Here is a 16292-nt window from a genome sequence, read left to right as displayed (position 1 = left end):
TACAATAGGTTTTGAAAAATAATTGAACCGGTTCAATTATTTTGTAAAAAAACTCGTATACTGGGTGATATTTACCAAGCATACGAGCTTTGATTCTTTACATTTGTACCATCGTTCCACTATTGCCCTTCACTGCTTCTGACGCTTGTTCAAGAGAAGCAATAATGGCTTGTCGACCTGCTTTTGATTCAGCGAAGTCGATAGCGGCTTCAACTTTCGGCAGCATACTGCCTGGAGCGAATTGTTTTTCTTCGATATATTTCTGCATATCCGCCACACTGGTTGTTTCTAGTGCTTTTTGTTCTGGCTTGCCGAAATTGACGAAGACATGATCCACTGCGGTTAGAATAATGAAGACATCCGCATCAATCAGTGCCGCCATTTTCGCTGCCGCGAAATCTTTGTCGATGACTGCATCGACGCCTTTATATCGGGTACCTTCATATACTACCGGAATACCTCCTCCACCACAGGCGATCACGACTTGCCCCGCGTCGACTAAGGTTTGCAGACTGACTTTTTCGTAGATATCAACAGGCTTCGGTGAAGGTACCACACGACGCCAGCCTCTTCCCGCATCCTCTACATAGACATCCTCCGTTTCTTCCATCAGCTTTTTGGCTTCTTCTTCGCTGTAATAGCCTCCAATCGGTTTTGTCGGATTAGAGAAGGCCGGATCATTGGGATCTACCACTACCTGCGTCAACATAGACACTACCGGGATGTCCGACATTCCCCGTGACACCAGTTCTTCATCGATGGCTTGTTGCAGATGGTAGCCGATATAGCCTTGACTCATCGCCGTACATTCTGGAAACGGCATTGTATCCTCTGGTTTTTGGCTGGTTTCCTCAAAGGCCAAGCGGATTTTTCCGACCTGTGGGCCATTCCCATGAGCGATAACCACATGATGTCCCGCTGTGATCAGATCCGCGATGGATTTTGCCGCTAATTCAGCTTTGGTTAATTGTTCATTGGCAGAATTTCCTAATGCATTTCCGCCTAACGCGATAACGATTTTTGACATGTGTCTCTCCTATCTTTGTGGCTGCTGCTGCGTGATACAGTGAATGTTTCCGCCACCGTAGACGATTTCAACTGTATTTACACCCACAATTTCTTTATCTGGGAAAATCATTTCTAATTGTTCTAATGCGAGAGCATCGTTTTTGTCTCCATATTGCGGTACGATCACGCCGTTATTGGTGATCAAGAAGTTCATGTAAGAAGCGATACAGATGTCGCCGTCTTCACGCGGCATCGTTCCTTCTACATAGTCAATCTTGAAATTGCCGTCAATTGTCACTGTTTCGATTGGGCAGCAAATCTTGTGAACTTTTAGCTTACGCCCTTTAGCATCTGTCATTTCATTTAGACGTTTGTATGCATCCTGAGCGGCTTCATAAAATGGACTGTTTTCATCTTCTGTATAGATACATGCCACTTCACCCGGTCGAACAAAGCAGGCAACGTCATCTACGTGACCATTTGTTTCCTCAGGATCGATCCCATCACCTAACCAAAGAACTTTTTCACAGTTCAAATAATCGCATAATTTTTGTTCGATCTCTTCTTTAGTCATGTGAGGATTGCGCCCTTCACTTAGCAGACACATTTCCGTCGTTAACACCGTACCTTCTCCATCTACGTGGAAAGAACCGCCTTCTAAAATGAAATCTTCTGTGCGATAAGAATCCACATGTTCAATTTCACAAATTTTTTGTGCCACTAAATCATCTTGATCCCATGGGAAGTACAAGCCGTCGACAAGACCGCCCCAAGCATTGAAGCCCCAGTCATTTCCGCGTAATTCTCCTTTGCCATTAATGACAAAGCTTGGACCACAGTCACGAATCCAGGCATCGTTGTTGGACATTTCATAGACCGTAATCTCTTCCGGTAATTGACGACGACAGTTTTGGAATTGCTGCTGGGAAACCACCACATTCATCGGTGTGAATTTGCTGATCGCTTTTGCTACCTCTGTGAAGGCTTCCTGTGCTGGCTTGCCACCGTCACGCCAGTTATCTGGACGCTCCGGCCAAATCATCCAAACCTTTTCCTGTGGTTCGTATTCGCCAGGCATTCTAAACCCGTCTTGTTTCGGTGTTGTCTTTTCGATTCTCTTCGCCATTGTAAATTACTCCTTTTTTCTTGATTTTTTTCACCCATATAATCGCTTCACCAAAGAGCGTGAAGACGACAGCTCCGATCGTAATCGGTAGTTGTTGACTTAACGTTTCAGCATCAAACTGCAACGGCAATGCGGTAAAGATCAATGAAATCACGATCATAATCATTGGTAATACAACCAAAAGCTTCAAGAAACCATCGCCTCCGCCCACTCTGAAGGGACGTGGTGTATCTGGATCGATTTGACGTAATTTGTAAAATGCTGGAAAAACTGGTACATAGGACATTAAGAACATTACAAGGTTCAATGAGAAGAATGCCCAGAATAAATCTTGATTCGGTAAAATCGGTGCAATCACAACGACAACTGAAGCAACCACTCCATTCATAATTGCCGCACCAATTGGCATCTCATCTTTTCCGCCGCGTTTTGCGAAAATTTTTGGCATATCGCCATTTTCAGCCGCGTAACAAGCGGTATTGTTAACCCCTAAGGACCACGAAATCATGTTGCCGAACAACGTCAGTAAGAACAGGAAGGCCATCGCGATAATGAACCAACCGCCAGTTGACCCCGTCAATAGTTTGAAGCTGTCCATCAAGCCGCTACCGGTACTGATTTGATCCGTTGGAATCGCCACACCGATTCCGAATGCTGAGAAGATATAGATCGCCGCAATCACTAAACCACCAGCGATAATTGATTGCGGAATTTGTTTCTTAGGATTTTCCATATCATCCGCAAAGGTACAAATAACCTCAAAACCTAATAAGTTAAAAATGATAACCGAAATAAAGGATAAGCTGTTCAGATCAAAACTTGGCAGCATCGAAGACAAGGTAAACTCATTCGCCGCGCCTTTTGTGGCAAATGTATACAGTCCTAATGCCCCGATTAAGATCGCCAACAGCATCTTAATCACTGCCGCACCATTTAAAATCCATACACTGTCAGCCACTGGATAAAAGCTAATCCAAACAATGACCCAAATAAAGACCAACTCAATCAAAATAGCCGGTAATGTTGAAAATTCAATCCCTGTGATCGTTGTTAATAAATCTGGGCAAACAACAGCTAGTGAAGCTAGCCACAGCGGATAGTTGATCCAATAGTACCAAGATACTCGCGAACCCCAACGATGCCCGAACGCTTGAGTCACCCAGTCATAAATCCCGCCATCACCAATATACGTAGTCCCTAATTCTGAAGAAATCAAACCATAGGGTAAAAGGAACGCGACTAGTAGGAAGATCCACCAAAAAAACTGGGAATTCCCGATCGCCGCAACCGGCGCCGCTGCCTCTGCCACGAATACGACACAGATAACGGATAATATTGCACTCATCAAACTAAACTTTTTCTTTTTTTCTTCCATTTTTTCTTCCTTTCCGGTAGAAACAGGGATTGAGGATCGCCTCAATCCCCGAATGGAAATAATCTTGATGATTTTTACGTAAAGCCGCAGATCATTTCCGTCCTCACCTCTGAGTCTATAGTGCTTTGCCTAAAAAGACTTCCAAGTCTGCTTTGGCTGCTGCTTTTTTCTTTTCATCAATTGGGTTCTTCTCTGCATAATCGTGCATCAAGTACACCAGCAAGCCGCGAATCGAAGTCAAGCGATTTTCTGCTTCATCGAAACAAATTGAATTTGGTCCATCCATTACTTCATCGGTTACTTCTTCTCCTCGAGTTGCAGGTAAACAATGCATGAATTTCGCATCTTTACCGGCACGAGCCATCAACTCGTCATTTACTTGGTATTTTGGATAGAACGTGCTCATACGCTCTTCTTCTGATAGTTCTGCTTCATATAATCCATACCATACATCGGTATACACGAAGTCTGAACCTTCAATAACCTCGATTTGATCAGAAACAGTATATGAACCGCCAGATTCTTTGCAAATGGCATCCAATCTTGCACGATGGTCGTCATTCAATTGGAACCCTTCTGGACCAAATTGTACAAATTCCATGCCCATTTTCGTTGCGACTAAACCTAATGAGAAACATACTTGTGTCGCATCGCCAATGAAGGAAACTTTGCAGTCCTCGATTTTCTTGCCTTCAGGTAAATGCTCGATCATTGTACAAAGATCGCCTAATTCCTGTGTTGGGTGATTAAAATCGGACATACCGTTAATGACTGGAATCGTCGCATTGTTTGCCAAGTCATAGACACTATGATGACGTTCTACACGTGCCATTAAAATATCGACTAATCGAGAAAGTACACGACTTGTATCTTCAATCGTTTCGTGTCCGCCTAATTGGATTTGTCCTGGTGCTAGATATTCAGCGTGTCCGCCTAATTGCGTCATCGCTGTTTCAAATGAAACTCGAGTTCTCGTAGAAGATTGTTGGAAGATCATGCCTAACACTTTATCTTTTAATAATGGCGGATAAAAACCGTTCTTAATAGAAGCTTTGATTTTCAATGATAAATCAACGATGTACTGAATCTCCTCCTTCGTGTAATTTTCTGTTGTAATAAAATCTCTCTTTGCCATGTTGACGCCTCCTAAGTAATTTGTTTGCTTTACATCCTATACTTTAGAGAGAAAATCCCAAGTTTACGATAAGCCAAAGGATGTAAACGCTATCATTTGGCTTATCACCTGTTTTAAGCTGGTTTATTTTTGGATGTAAACCTTTTATTTTTCAAGGGTTTAGAAAAGTTTAGGTAAAAGTTTAGCGTATTTTGGCACGAAGAGAGAATAAATGATGTTATACTTAAGTTGAGAAATGAGATTTTTGATTCTAAAATGAAAGGGGATTCAATATGATAGCTATCTTCGTTTATAATATTCTTTTGATCATTCTATATTCCATCACTATGGCGTTTGCAATAAATTCCTATCTAAAAGAAAAGAACAAGCTGTTTTTGCTGATCAGTCTCTATTTGGCCTTCTTCATTTTTGACAATATCATTATTTATATGACCGAGTTCATCAACTCCTTCGCTCAGAGCTATGACCAAGCGTTTATGAGTGCACCTGCTGTCAAGACCATCATTTTCATGGGAAATGCCTTTTTCTCTGTCTCAATTATTGCGGAATTACGAAAAGAAAAACTGAAAACACTCCATTATGGTTTATTAATCATCTTAGCAGTATGGATGATCACCACGCCATTAATGCCCAACTCAGCCTTTAAAGTCTGGCTTTATTATTTGGGGAATCAAGTGTTTCTCTTTTATTTAGGCTTTTACTGCTGGCGCGGCACAAAGAAAGAGCTTCCTGACATAAACGAAGGCTATTTAAAGAAACTCGCGATCATTAATATCCTATTTAGCATCTTAATCGTGATCGAGGACAGCTTCGTCATCTTCAATGTTGATCAATATAGCTCGCTTGCTACGAAGATCAATAATCGGAGCCTCTCAGAAGATATTTTTTCTATCATCGTTTGTCTCTTACTGCTGCACTTCTTCTTGAAGGAGCGTCAAGTAGACGGAGAAACGTCACCAGAAGAACAAGAACAATCGATTCTGATCCAAAGATTTTGCCATGCTCACCAATTCACGCAAAGGGAAACAGAAATTTTTGAATTGCTGCTGTTCCATCATACAAATCAGGAGATTGCCGATCAGCTCTTCCTCTCATTAGGAACGGTCAAAACGCATGTCCACAACATTTTTATTAAGCTGGAGATAAAAAAACGAACGCAGATTTTCGCATTGTTTGAGGACTTTCAGGCCTCTTCAAATGAAAAGATGACACTAAAAAAGAGCAACGACTTTATGTAAGGTCGCTGCTATTTTTTTAGTCTCCGTCTTGATGATGCTCCTCTGAAGAACTGGAGCTTGAGCTTGATGAGCTAGAGGATCGAGAAGAATCAGACTCTCGCGAACGAGACTCTGACTCCGATTTTTTCCGAGAAGACTCATCATTTTTGCTATCTTCGATCGAATCGAGGATCTCTTTATAGGAATCATAGGTCTCCTGCTTCTCAGCCAAATCTTTTTTTAGTTCATTTAGTTCTTTTGTTCGTTCAGCTAGTGCCTTCGCTTGGCGTTCCTGATAGCTTTTCTCTGCTGCCGCCATTGAAGCATCACTTTGCTGAATCTGAGCTGCAAAACTGCTGTTCTCGTTGGAGAGTTGATTTTTGACTGGTTCCAATTTATCTAGCAATTGCTGCTTGTATTTTCCATCAGGTAAAACGGCTAATGTTTTCACGCCAGCTAAATAATCAGACAAGGTCAAGCTGTCTCCCTTATTCAGCAGATTCGTCACGTCGCTCTCCGCATTCGTGAAATCCTTCGACTGAGTCTCCGCAATGCGTAAAAGCATGCTGATATCTTGTCCCCAGTCCTTATCCTTCGCGGTACTTTCACTCAACTGGTCCTTCAAATTTTTAATCTTTTCCTGTTCAGGGTCTTTCAAAATTGGATGTGCAGACAAGTCTAATCCATTTAACACGTCACTTTCAAAAAGCTGGTTCAATGCCTCTTGAATCTCAAAGTTTTTCTTAGCATGGTCAATGTCTTCTAGCGTTTGACTCTCACCTCGTTGATTTTTTACCTCTGTCGCCAGATCATCAAACGCATCCTTTGAGATGTCCGCTTTAAAATAGCCTGCCTTTTGATCTTCATACAGGTCGGCTAAACGCTCATTCAGCACTTTCTTGGTCTCTTTTTCTGACTGGATCATTTTCTCTTGGTAGATGTGATAGCTTGCAAAACTTACGGCGCCAAACACAACCAGTCCTAATACTACCCAACCGATTGTTTTTTTGTTCAAACCGGCTCCCCCTTATTTGTTTTAGTAAAGTCCTTTTTCGAAAAGCACGAAAAAGAACGCTTCATTTGATGTTCCATTCTCTCTCGATTAATCTTGCAAAAAAATCTTGGCAATTTGTCAATATTATAGCATTTTAATCCTGGCAAAGTACAAGTGATAGGAAAAACTTTAGTAACTCTTTTTATTTTTATGTTATTTTACAATTATTAGAAAATTCCAGTTCTTCAGCGTACTCATAGAAAATGTTTCACCCTCAGATTGGTTTCTGATACACTCATTCTATTCTTAAAAAAAGGACTGATTCTATTGGAAACACATGAAGAATTGGATAGAGGATTGAAAAATCGCCATGTCCAATTAATTTCAATTGGGGGCGCTATTGGTACAGGACTCTTTCTCGGCGCCGGAAAAACCATCCAGCTGACTGGTCCTTCCATTCTTCTTTCATACACTATCACCGGCTGTATTATTTTCTTGATCATGCGAGCACTGGGGGAACTGATGCTCTCAAATTTAAAATACCATTCATTTTTAGATTTTATCGCAGATTATTTAGGAAACAAAGCGGCTTTTGTCACTGGCTGGACCTACTGGTTTTGTTGGATCGCCATCGCCATGGCGGACCTGACCGCGACTGGGATGTATGTCAGCTATTGGCTGCCAGATATTCCTCAATGGTTGCCGGAAATCATTGCGTTAGCTTTACTACTCGGTTTGAATCTTGTCGCCGTAGGACTTTTTGGTGAAATGGAATTTTGGTTTGCCTTGATCAAGGTCGTTGCGATCATCGCTCTCATTATCGCTGGCGCTTTTATGATCTTTACCGGTTTTAAGACTAGCGCAGGTTCCGTGCGGATCAGCAACCTATGGCAGCATGGCGGCTTCTTCCCAAAAGGAGCAAATGGCTTCATGCTCTCCTTTCAGATGGCAACCTTTGCCTTTTGTGGTGTTGAACTGGTGGGACTGATCGGTGGAGAAACCTCTGATCCTAAATCCGTACTGCCTAAAGCAATCAATACGATTCCGCTGCGGATCATTTTATTCTACCTAGGATCACTTTTCATGATTATGTCGATCTACCCTTGGTCAAGCTTGTCTGCGGATCAAAGTCCCTTCGTTCAAGTTTTCTCCGAAATCGGAGTTGCGGCAGCGGCCTCGATCGTCAATTTAGTTGTCCTTAGCTCTGCCATGTCCGCCTGCAACAGCGCCATCTACAGTACAAGTCGGATGGTTCGCTCGTTGGCACAAGAAGGCAGTGCACCGAGTCATTTCACAAAATTAACACGCAATCGTGTGCCAGGAAATGCGTTGGTTTTCTCTACACTCGTCATTTTTCTCGCGGTTGTCATGAATTTCTTTGTCCCAAGTCGGATTTTTACAATGATCAGCTCGATTGCCACCATCTGTTTTCTCTTTATTTGGGGAATGATCGTCTTTACCCATATGCGCTATCGGAAAACAAACTCGAAATTGGCGAAAAAAAATACATTTAAACTGCCACTTTTCCCCTATACGAACTATCTAGTCTTTTTATTTCTCGCCTTCGTTTTGTTCGTTCTAGCATTGGCGGAAGATACCCGGGAAGCACTGATCTTCTCACCCCTCTGGTTTCTTGCTCTTTTGGGAATTTACCATGTGAAATTCGAAAAAAAGAAACCGATATTCAATAAAATTTTTCATCTTTTTGACAGCCAAAAGTGAAATCAGTTATTTTTTCTATATATACCACTTACAATAAAGATAGCCCTCCAAGTTTATAAACTTGGAAGGCTATCTTATTTTTATCCTTCTCCGCCATCCTTGAACAGATGACTTTCTCGGCGAAGCTGGTAGATTTTATGAATGTTGATAATCAATGTTTTGATCACTGCATAAACGGGAATACAGATCAGCATCCCGACTATACCAGCGACGCTTCCTGCACCGATTAAAACAAGAATAATCGTCAATGGATGAATGTTCAATGACTTGCCAAACAGCAAGGGTTTGATCAAATTCCCATCTAATTGTTGAATCACCAACACAGAAAGGGCCATATAAAGCGCCTGTAACGGCGAAATAAATAATCCAACGATGATTGCCGGCACCGCCCCAATAAAAGGACCAACATAAGGAATGATGTTTGTAATTCCGCAGAATAACGCCAACAGCAAACTATAGGGCTGCTTAAAGATCGTCATAGCAATAAAACTTAAGATTCCAATAATGAAAGCATCTAGAACCGTACTGCTGATATACGCAGATAAGGTTTCATTCAATTCTCGTACCGTTTGACGCAGTTCTTTTCGGATAGACAATGGAAAGAATTGCGACACAGCATCCAAAAACTTATGCCCATCCTTGAACATAAAGATCAAAATAAAAGGAACCGTGAACAGCAACACGAAAAATTTCATCGCAAAGCCAACGATCCGTGACAAGCTAGACGTCACACTGACAATTCCTACTTTGATCAAATTATTGATCGTCAAATTAGCTGAAGCAAGCTGCTCCTCAAGATTGAAATTTTTGAATTCATCGCGCTTGGCCAGCTCGGTTAGCCAACGACCGGATTCTTCCGCATAAACAGGCAGGTTTTGCGTTAGTTGAACAGTTTGCTCAATGACCTTCGGAACGGCGTTCATCATAATCAGAACAATGATAAAGGCGATGACAATAAAGGACAGGAGAAAACCTACTACCCGCGGCAAACCGCCTCTTTCTTCTAAAAATACAACGATAGGATCGAACATATAGTAGAGAAAACCCGCAACTAATAGTGGCAGAATGATTGCAGAAATCATCCCCAACACTGGTTCGAAAATGTTAGGCATTTGCAGTAAAAAATAAATACCAATAATAGTCAAGACAACCTCGGCTGTCCAAAAGAACAACTTCGATTGTTTAAAACGTGTCAGCATAAACGCCTCCTTAAAAATTCTTATCCCCCAAGGATATGGCTTCATCTTATCATTTCTTGCAACAAGTAAGAATGCTTTTTGTAAAATTAAAGAAGAAGTTTTATAGAAAATTCAGAATTCTTCAGTAAAAATAGTGTCCCTACAATTTATTGGTTAAGCAAAAGATTAGTAAGCCTATTTTTTGTACAGGTTTTCTTTCTCCGTTACAATAAAAGAAAAAAGGATTTGATACAAATGGAACGACCATCGACAAAAGCGACCCGTTGGATCAAGTTTATCGGCGGCCGGAACCTTATCTTTACCTTGTTTGCCGGTGTCTTATTAGGCGCTTTAATTTTTGTTTTCTACCATGTACGGTTTATCTTCAATCCCCTGCTGATTATTTTCAAAACAATCTTTGCCCCTATTCTGTTGGCCTTGATTTTATACTATCTACTAGATCCAATCGTCAATTTTTTTGAGAAAAAAGGCATCAAGAGAATCTTCTCCATCTTAGGAATCGCCATTGTTTTGTTGCTGCTTGTCGCCGCTTTTAGTGTGTGGGCCGTTCCCAAGATTTACAGTCAAACGGCTAATTTAATGAATGATTTTCCGAGGCATGTTGATTCTTTTAATTTGACCTTGCAGGACTTGGTCGCTGGGACGCTATTGGAAAGTCCTATCGAAGAGGTTTTTGGTTCGTTAGAAGATCTCGTGTATCAGGTCATCAACACCTTATCGGATTCTTTGGGTGATATCCAAAGAATTGTCGGTGATTTGTTTTCAACCGTTAGTGGCTTTTTCGTCATTTTGTTTACTTCACCGATCATTGCTTTTTTTCTATTAAAGGATGCTAAGCAATTTCATCGTTACTTTTTAAAGCTGCTGCCGCCTAAATTTCGGGAAGACTCTAATGAACTGGGCGCGATTTTGAACAGTCAAGTGGGTGATTATTTGAAGGGGCAATTTATCGTCGCTTTAGCAAATGGCTTGATTGTATTCGCTGGTTTTTTAATTATCGGTATGCCCTATGGCTTACCGTTAGCAATTTTAGTCACGATTACTTCCGTGATCCCTTACATTGGACCGTTCATTGCTTTTGTTCCCTGTGCAGTGATCGCGGTACTTCATTCCTTCCAGATGCTAATTGGCTTAATCATTGTCTGGATCGTTGAACAAATTTTGAACGGAAACGTGATTGAGCCAAAGGTTTTAGGTGATCAACTGAAGGTTCACCCAGTCACGATCGTGTTGGTGTTACTGGTGATGGGCAATCTATTTGGATTATTTGGCCTCGTTTTTGGCATTCCAACCTATACGATTTTTAAAGCTTTTGGTGTGTTCCTTTTCCGCAAATTCAAGCAACGCTACAACCGTTATTATGGTGCGGACGAAGGCGAATATGAGAATACCGAGTTTTCCCAAGAAGAATACCCTAATAACTAAGAAATCTGTCCAGCTTTGGACAGATTTTTTTTCGCAAAAAAAGAGCAGATTTCTCCACTCTTTACTGCTCTTTCAACCGTGTCACGAAACGTTCTAAACGTTGAATCGCTTCTTTTAATTCATAGATCGAATAGGCATAGGAAAGGCGTAAAAAGCCTTCGCCGCTTTTTCCAAAAGCCGAACCGGGAACGACTGCTAGCTTTTCTTCATCCAATAGACGCAACGCAAACTCCTCGCTGGTCAGTCCGAATTGACTGATTTGCGGGAAGAGATAAAAAGCGCCCTTCGCCTTATAGCATGGCAAGCCCATCTTCTCTAACGCATGGTGCAGATAGTTCCGCCGTTCTTCATAAGACAGACGCATCGGTTCTACCGTCTCCTGCCAATTGTTCTTCAATCCCGCTAGTGCTGCGTATTGACTAGCTGTTGGTGCTGCCATGATCGTGTATTGATGCAGCTTCAACAATTGCTCCATAAACATTTCTGGACCGGCCATAAAGCCCAAGCGCCACCCTGTCATCGCAAAGCCCTTAGAAAACCCGTTGATGACAATCGTCCGTTCACGCATCCCAGGCAATTCAGCAATACTGGTAAAAGGCTCATCATAAACCAGTTCCGCATAAATCTCATCTGAAATGACTAGTAGGTCGTGCTTTTTCACGACATCTGCGATCTTAATCAATGCCTCGCGATCCATCGTACCGCCTGTCGGATTGTTAGGATAAGACAAGATCAAAATCTTGCTTTTATCGGTCAATACCGCTTCCAACTCTTCAGGGGTCAGCATAAATTGGTTCTTTGCTTTCAGATCGATCGTCACTGGTGTCCCGCCAACGATTTGTGTGATCGGCTCGTAGCATACAAAGCTCGGCTGAGGAATAATCACTTCATCACCTGGATCAACAAAGGTACGGAGCGCGATATCGATCGCTTCGCTTCCTCCTACTGTCACCACAATCTCAGTCTTGGGATCATAAGCAACCTTGTTCCGAAAAAGCAAATAATCACTGATTTTTTCACGTAATTCGATTAGACCAGCATTCGCGGTATAGAATGTTCGTCCCTCTTGAATCGAACGAACCCCCTCCTGTGTCATGTGAGAAGGCGTATCAAAATCCGGTTCCCCCACCCCTAAGGAAATCGCGTCAGGTTGTTCAGAAACGATATCAAAGAATTTTCGAATGCCTGAAGGCTGAATATCCGTAATTTTTTTCGTTAAAAAGTTTCTCATGGGCTCACCTGAATTCTAGGGTCGGAGTCATCTTGATACATATCAATGCCCCACTCCTTGTATTTGTCTAGTAAGAAATGCGTCTGCGTCCCTGAAACATCAGGAATCGACGCTAGATTGGTAGAGATAAATTTCGAGATTTCTTTAATATTCCGCCCCTGCAGCAGCAAAATAAAATCAAAGCCGCCGCTGACAAAAAAGAAGGACTTCACTTCAGGAAATTTACGTACCCGTTCCGCGATTTCACGATAGCCATCCTCCCCTTTTGGAATCGTTTGTACCTCAACTAACGCTTCAATCCAATCATCCTCTACTTTATCCCAATCAATCAAGGCCCGATAGCCGCAAATAATTTTTTCTTCTTCCAGTCGTTTGATTTCTGCAGAAACGATCACTTCATCTTCGCCTAGCATCACCGCGTATTCTTCCATACTTAACCGACAGTCGGATTCGATCAGCTTTAATAATTGCTTGCGTTTACTTTGTTCCATATGAACGTCTCCTTCAATTTACCTATTTATTAGGTAGTTTTAATCTTTCATTTATTATTCCCAAAAAAATTTAAACTGTCAAATAATTTTGAAAATTTGTTCCTCTCACTATAAAATTTCTTTATCTATGCAAACTATCATAAAAAAAACATTTTTTTATAACACAAAGAGGCGGTTTCATAGTACAATAAACTGGATGAGCAACAAGAAAAATGCGTTGAGGCAGGAGGATTGGGAATGGAACAAGTAGTTGAGCTTTTTATTGAAAAACAGCGGCAGCGGTTAGCAGATGGCAAGATTCGCCAAGAGGAATATGAGGCGTTCTTAGATGGGATCAATGATGCCCTTTCATTTTTAGGGATGCATTATGTGAATGGGTCGGAAACGGTTGAGAAGGATGATCGAAAGCCTGCAACCTTTAACGAGATCGAAGAAAAATATAAGAAATTTCGCGAAGTGGCGATGTACAAGAATAGCTTCTTGCGCGTGTCAGATATCATTAAGCATTCCGGTGAAATGACGGATGAACTGAAGAAGATCACCAACACAATCAAAGAAGAGCTTTAATAACCAACCTTAAAGAAGCGAAATCTCGCTTCTTTTTTTATAGCTCATTTACAAAAAATAGACCTAGCGAACCCGCCAGATCTATCCCTTCATTAATAACTCATTATAAAATGCTTGTCCAATTTCCTTCAGTTCACTTTTATTAAAGGATTTCACGATCCAAGTAGGCATAGGGATTTCGACTGTGCTATAAATCTCAATCATGACCTGAATAAAGGCTTGTACGTTCAATTGATCAATCGCTTTTCGCAATCGTCGAGCAGGCTCTAATAACTGACTTTCCATTTTCCGCCCTCGATACTTACGATAAATCCTTCGTCCCTCTTCTGCAGCCAACGAAAACAGCGGCTGCTCCTCCGCAATCGCCTGTAAACTTTCCTGCTTATAGCGATCATATCTTTGCTGCCATTTCAAAAGCTCACCATAGACGACTTCGATTTTCTGTTGACGAACCGTCGCCAGTGCGCTATAAAAATCAATCGGCAGCTTTTCCACACGCCGTTCCCGTTTGATCCAAGTAGCTAAGGTGGATTGAGGAATCCCCGCAAGTTTGCCAAATTGTTCAACAGTGATGCCTAGATCGCGACGAATATACATTTTAATTGGATGTTCAATGAATGCTCTTGTCATTTTGCCACCTATCTCTCCTGCGATATTTATACTTCATTATATAATTAAGATTAAAAAAATACCAAGGCGAAATGTCTCTCACATCCCGCCTTAGTCCCTATTTTTCTTCTTTTCGTCCTAAGCGTCGATTTGTCCTATCCTTCTCCTGATTTAAACGCTGCTCCGTCTTTGTCTTTTCCTGATCTAGGCGACGCTCCGTCATTTCCTTCTGAAAGGTCATCCGCTGCTTCTGTTTTTCTAAACGGTCGATCTCATTTTCTACTCGCCGCCGTTCCTTTTCATCCAATGAAGATAGACGCTGTTTCCGATCATTGATCTCATTATTGATACGGCCTTCCCAATCCGCCATTACTTGCTTCCAACGGTCAGGATCCTGATCCTGATTCGCTATCAATGAATCCCGTAGTAATGTTGAGTAACGGCGCATCGAGTTCCCCCAGACTTGATTCCGATCCTGAAAATAATCGGCTTGCTGCTGATCGTCCAAAGCAGCAACCAGATTGTCCTCCTCCCGATCAATAATGTTCTGCAAGAAGGCTAAAATCGGTAAGATCAGATAGATGATCAATGCTGGTCTTACGTAAAATAAACCAAAAATCAAGACGAGAACCCGAAAACCAATAGCCAGTAAATCCTGCCTGTTCAACTCATTGATTCGCCGTTTCCGCTGCTTCTCTTCTTTAAATGCTTGAGCTGTCAATGCTACTATCAAACGACGCATGATTCCTGTAACAATCAATGTCAAAACGCCATAAATCAAGAGCGTTTGCTTTGTCGTATCCTCGATTATCAACCGCGTAGCCGATGGGACTAATGACAAGAAAAATAGCAGCAGTAAATAAATGACCAGCTCTTTATTCTTCACCTGATCGATTTTGTTAAAAGCATACCCCGTCTGAAACCATAAATTTGCTACAAAACAAAAACTTATAAAGTAAATCCCCACCGCTCTAAATAACGAGTACAGATCAACTGCCCCATTTGCAGCAGTTTGAATCGGTAATTCTAAGACGATGATCGTCAATATAATCGCAATGATGGCATCGCCAAAAACAACCACGCGCTCCTTCATCTATTCCACTTCCTTTTCGTTCTTCTGACCTATCATATACCAAGTAACTAAAAAAGAATAACGATAAGGGGAGCTTATGAAATTATTTTTACTCGATTCGTTCCTCCTTTGGCAAAACCTGTTTATCTGACAAACGAGTTAGCAGGAGAACAGAACCAATAACGACTGCAAAACCGATGATTTGAACGGCGACGAAGTGACTATTGAACAAAACAACACTTAATATCGTCGCCAAAATTGGCTCTACCACTGTCAATACACTTGCCAGCGAAGCCTCAATAAAACGTAAGCTCGATAACTGAAACAAAAAGGGCATTGCTGTTCCGAAAACAACGATACTTGCCACTAAAGCACGCGAGTAACCATCCATTTGAAATTCCGGATGCCAAATCGGGCGAATGGGTTGAAAGGCCACCCCTGCAATGAGCATGCCCAAGCCAGCAATTCGCATCTCGCCATACCTTACCAGTAGCTTTCGCGGCTGCAGCGTGTAAAACGCTAACGTGACCGCTGAAGCCATTCCCATTGCAAAGCCCATCGTTGAAATATTCAGTGTCTGAAGGTTTCCTTCCGCCACAATCAAAAAAACACCGACGAAAGTCGCTACCATCAATAGGACTTCTAAAACATTGATTTTCTTTTCCTTATTAAAGACCAAAAAAATAAAAATGAAGATCGGACCTGTAAATTGCAAAATCGTTGCAATCGCAGCCCCGCTATATTGGATTGCCTTAAAATACGTATACTGCACCCCTAACATGCCGATCAAAGAAAATAGCAAGAGGCCCATAAAATCTCGTGCCGAAAATTTTCTTCGCGGCGCCTTTGTTTGAAATGCATTCAATCCTGTTAATAACACTCCCGCCGTTAAAAGACGGACACTCGCTAGCCACTCTGGCGAAACCTGATATTCTTCAAAAAGAATCTGACACATGATTCCCGACAGCGCCCATAAAGCCCCCGCCGAACACGCCAAACCAATCCCCCTAAGCTTCATCGTCTGCTCCTTTACTATGGATCTAATGATAATTTGCATTCTCTCATTTTACCGATAGATAATTATTACTTTTTAAATGAAAATACTAGGTGAAACAAAGAAT

General features: G+C 41.7%; 15 protein-coding genes. 4 read left to right on the top strand and 11 right to left on the bottom strand.

Annotated elements, in window-relative coordinates; all coding sequences use genetic code 11:
• Positions 1-97 precede the first annotated feature (97 nt).
• From arcC to ptcA, 4 genes are all read right to left on the bottom strand, one after another.
• Positions 98-1027, bottom strand: coding sequence for a carbamate kinase (gene arcC, locus RV13_RS12270; RefSeq protein ID WP_010743803.1), 930 nt, complete (start codon positions 1025-1027; stop codon positions 98-100).
• 9 nt (positions 1028-1036) lie between these two features.
• Entirely contained in the window at positions 1037-2134 is a 1098-nt protein-coding gene (gene aguA, locus RV13_RS12265; protein ID WP_010743804.1) for an agmatine deiminase, read from the bottom strand.
• Positions 2088-3509 (bottom strand): APC family permease, encoded by a 1422-nt coding sequence (locus tag RV13_RS12260; protein ID WP_010743805.1) that lies wholly within the window; start codon positions 3507-3509, stop codon positions 2088-2090. The genes aguA and RV13_RS12260 overlap by 47 nt, the downstream gene beginning before the upstream one ends.
• A gap of 115 nt (positions 3510-3624) precedes the next feature.
• Positions 3625-4644 (bottom strand): putrescine carbamoyltransferase, encoded by a 1020-nt coding sequence (gene ptcA, locus RV13_RS12255; RefSeq protein ID WP_010743806.1) that lies wholly within the window; start codon positions 4642-4644, stop codon positions 3625-3627.
• Positions 4645-4916: 272 nt separating this feature from the next.
• Here ptcA and RV13_RS12250 point away from each other — a divergent pair, with 272 nt between their 5' ends.
• The gene (locus tag RV13_RS12250) at positions 4917-5882 is read left to right on the top strand and encodes a helix-turn-helix domain-containing protein (RefSeq protein WP_060789582.1); all 966 of its coding nucleotides are present in this window, start codon (positions 4917-4919) and stop codon (positions 5880-5882) included.
• Between the two features lie 16 nt (positions 5883-5898).
• Here the strand turns inward: RV13_RS12250 and RV13_RS12245 are convergent, their stop codons facing one another.
• The gene (locus RV13_RS12245) at positions 5899-6876 is read right to left on the bottom strand and encodes a GumC domain-containing protein (RefSeq protein ID WP_010743808.1); all 978 of its coding nucleotides are present in this window, start codon (positions 6874-6876) and stop codon (positions 5899-5901) included.
• 306 nt (positions 6877-7182) lie between these two features.
• On the opposite strand from RV13_RS12245, the gene RV13_RS12240 reads away from it, so the two are divergent.
• Positions 7183-8577 carry an amino acid permease gene (locus tag RV13_RS12240; protein ID WP_010743809.1) on the top strand — a complete coding sequence of 465 codons (1395 nt, stop codon included), beginning with the start codon at positions 7183-7185 and terminating at the stop codon, positions 8575-8577.
• An 80-nt stretch (positions 8578-8657) separates the two neighbouring features.
• Here RV13_RS12240 and RV13_RS12235 read toward each other — a convergent pair whose 3' ends face one another.
• Positions 8658-9776 (bottom strand): AI-2E family transporter, encoded by a 1119-nt coding sequence (locus RV13_RS12235; RefSeq protein ID WP_010743810.1) that lies wholly within the window; start codon positions 9774-9776, stop codon positions 8658-8660.
• A 234-nt stretch (positions 9777-10010) separates the two neighbouring features.
• Here RV13_RS12235 and RV13_RS12230 point away from each other — a divergent pair, with 234 nt between their 5' ends.
• Entirely contained in the window at positions 10011-11201 is a 1191-nt protein-coding gene (locus RV13_RS12230; protein ID WP_010743811.1) for an AI-2E family transporter, read from the top strand.
• Positions 11202-11262: 61 nt separating this feature from the next.
• Here RV13_RS12230 and RV13_RS12225 read toward each other — a convergent pair whose 3' ends face one another.
• A complete protein-coding gene (locus RV13_RS12225; protein WP_010743812.1) occupies positions 11263-12432 on the bottom strand; it encodes an aminotransferase class I/II-fold pyridoxal phosphate-dependent enzyme in 1170 nt (389 codons plus the stop codon).
• Positions 12429-12923: an Lrp/AsnC family transcriptional regulator gene (locus RV13_RS12220; RefSeq protein ID WP_010743813.1), complete on the bottom strand. Its 495-nt coding sequence runs from the start codon at positions 12921-12923 to the stop codon at positions 12429-12431. Before RV13_RS12220 ends, RV13_RS12225 begins: the two co-directional genes overlap by 4 nt.
• Before the next feature lie 237 nt (positions 12924-13160).
• Here RV13_RS12220 and RV13_RS12215 point away from each other — a divergent pair, with 237 nt between their 5' ends.
• A complete protein-coding gene (locus tag RV13_RS12215) occupies positions 13161-13490 on the top strand; it encodes a hypothetical protein (RefSeq protein WP_010743814.1) in 330 nt (109 codons plus the stop codon).
• An 81-nt stretch (positions 13491-13571) separates the two neighbouring features.
• Here the strand turns inward: RV13_RS12215 and RV13_RS12210 are convergent, their stop codons facing one another.
• The 3 genes from RV13_RS12210 to RV13_RS12200 all read right to left on the bottom strand — a co-directional run bounded on the left by RV13_RS12210 (position 13572) and on the right by RV13_RS12200 (position 16189).
• A complete protein-coding gene (locus tag RV13_RS12210; RefSeq protein ID WP_010743815.1) occupies positions 13572-14120 on the bottom strand; it encodes a hypothetical protein in 549 nt (182 codons plus the stop codon).
• A gap of 97 nt (positions 14121-14217) precedes the next feature.
• The gene (locus RV13_RS12205) at positions 14218-15192 is read right to left on the bottom strand and encodes a TMEM175 family protein (RefSeq protein ID WP_010743816.1); all 975 of its coding nucleotides are present in this window, start codon (positions 15190-15192) and stop codon (positions 14218-14220) included.
• Positions 15193-15280: 88 nt separating this feature from the next.
• Complete coding sequence (locus RV13_RS12200; protein ID WP_010743817.1) at positions 15281-16189, bottom strand: DMT family transporter; 909 nt, start codon at positions 16187-16189, stop codon at positions 15281-15283.
• Positions 16190-16292: the final 103 nt, after the last annotated feature.

The organism is Enterococcus raffinosus, from assembly GCF_001886185.1.
Classification (GTDB): domain Bacteria; phylum Bacillota; class Bacilli; order Lactobacillales; family Enterococcaceae; genus Enterococcus_A; species Enterococcus_A raffinosus.
The sequence above is the reverse complement of the archived record's forward strand: the minus strand, read 5'-3'. Positions and strand labels throughout refer to the sequence as shown.

Excerpts from the sequence above, each read along its gene's own strand:
- RV13_RS12200 (WP_010743817.1), bottom strand. The coding sequence starts at position 16,189 with ATGAAGCTTAGGGGGATTGGTTTGGCGTGTTCGGCGGGGGCTTTATGG.
- RV13_RS12205 (WP_010743816.1), bottom strand. The coding sequence starts at position 15,192 with ATGAAGGAGCGCGTGGTTGTTTTTGGCGATGCCATCATTGCGATTATA.
- aguA (WP_010743804.1), bottom strand. The coding sequence starts at position 2,134 with ATGGCGAAGAGAATCGAAAAGACAACACCGAAACAAGACGGGTTTAGA.
- RV13_RS12260 (WP_010743805.1), bottom strand. The coding sequence starts at position 3,509 with ATGGAAGAAAAAAAGAAAAAGTTTAGTTTGATGAGTGCAATATTATCC.
- RV13_RS12220 (WP_010743813.1), bottom strand. The coding sequence starts at position 12,923 with ATGGAACAAAGTAAACGCAAGCAATTATTAAAGCTGATCGAATCCGAC.
- RV13_RS12230 (WP_010743811.1), top strand. The coding sequence starts at position 10,011 with ATGGAACGACCATCGACAAAAGCGACCCGTTGGATCAAGTTTATCGGC.
- RV13_RS12210 (WP_010743815.1), bottom strand. The coding sequence starts at position 14,120 with ATGACAAGAGCATTCATTGAACATCCAATTAAAATGTATATTCGTCGC.
- RV13_RS12215 (WP_010743814.1), top strand. The coding sequence starts at position 13,161 with ATGGAACAAGTAGTTGAGCTTTTTATTGAAAAACAGCGGCAGCGGTTA.
- RV13_RS12250 (WP_060789582.1), top strand. The coding sequence starts at position 4,917 with ATGATAGCTATCTTCGTTTATAATATTCTTTTGATCATTCTATATTCC.
- RV13_RS12225 (WP_010743812.1), bottom strand. The coding sequence starts at position 12,432 with ATGAGAAACTTTTTAACGAAAAAAATTACGGATATTCAGCCTTCAGGC.
- arcC (WP_010743803.1), bottom strand. The coding sequence starts at position 1,027 with ATGTCAAAAATCGTTATCGCGTTAGGCGGAAATGCATTAGGAAATTCT.
- RV13_RS12235 (WP_010743810.1), bottom strand. The coding sequence starts at position 9,776 with ATGCTGACACGTTTTAAACAATCGAAGTTGTTCTTTTGGACAGCCGAG.
- ptcA (WP_010743806.1), bottom strand. The coding sequence starts at position 4,644 with ATGGCAAAGAGAGATTTTATTACAACAGAAAATTACACGAAGGAGGAG.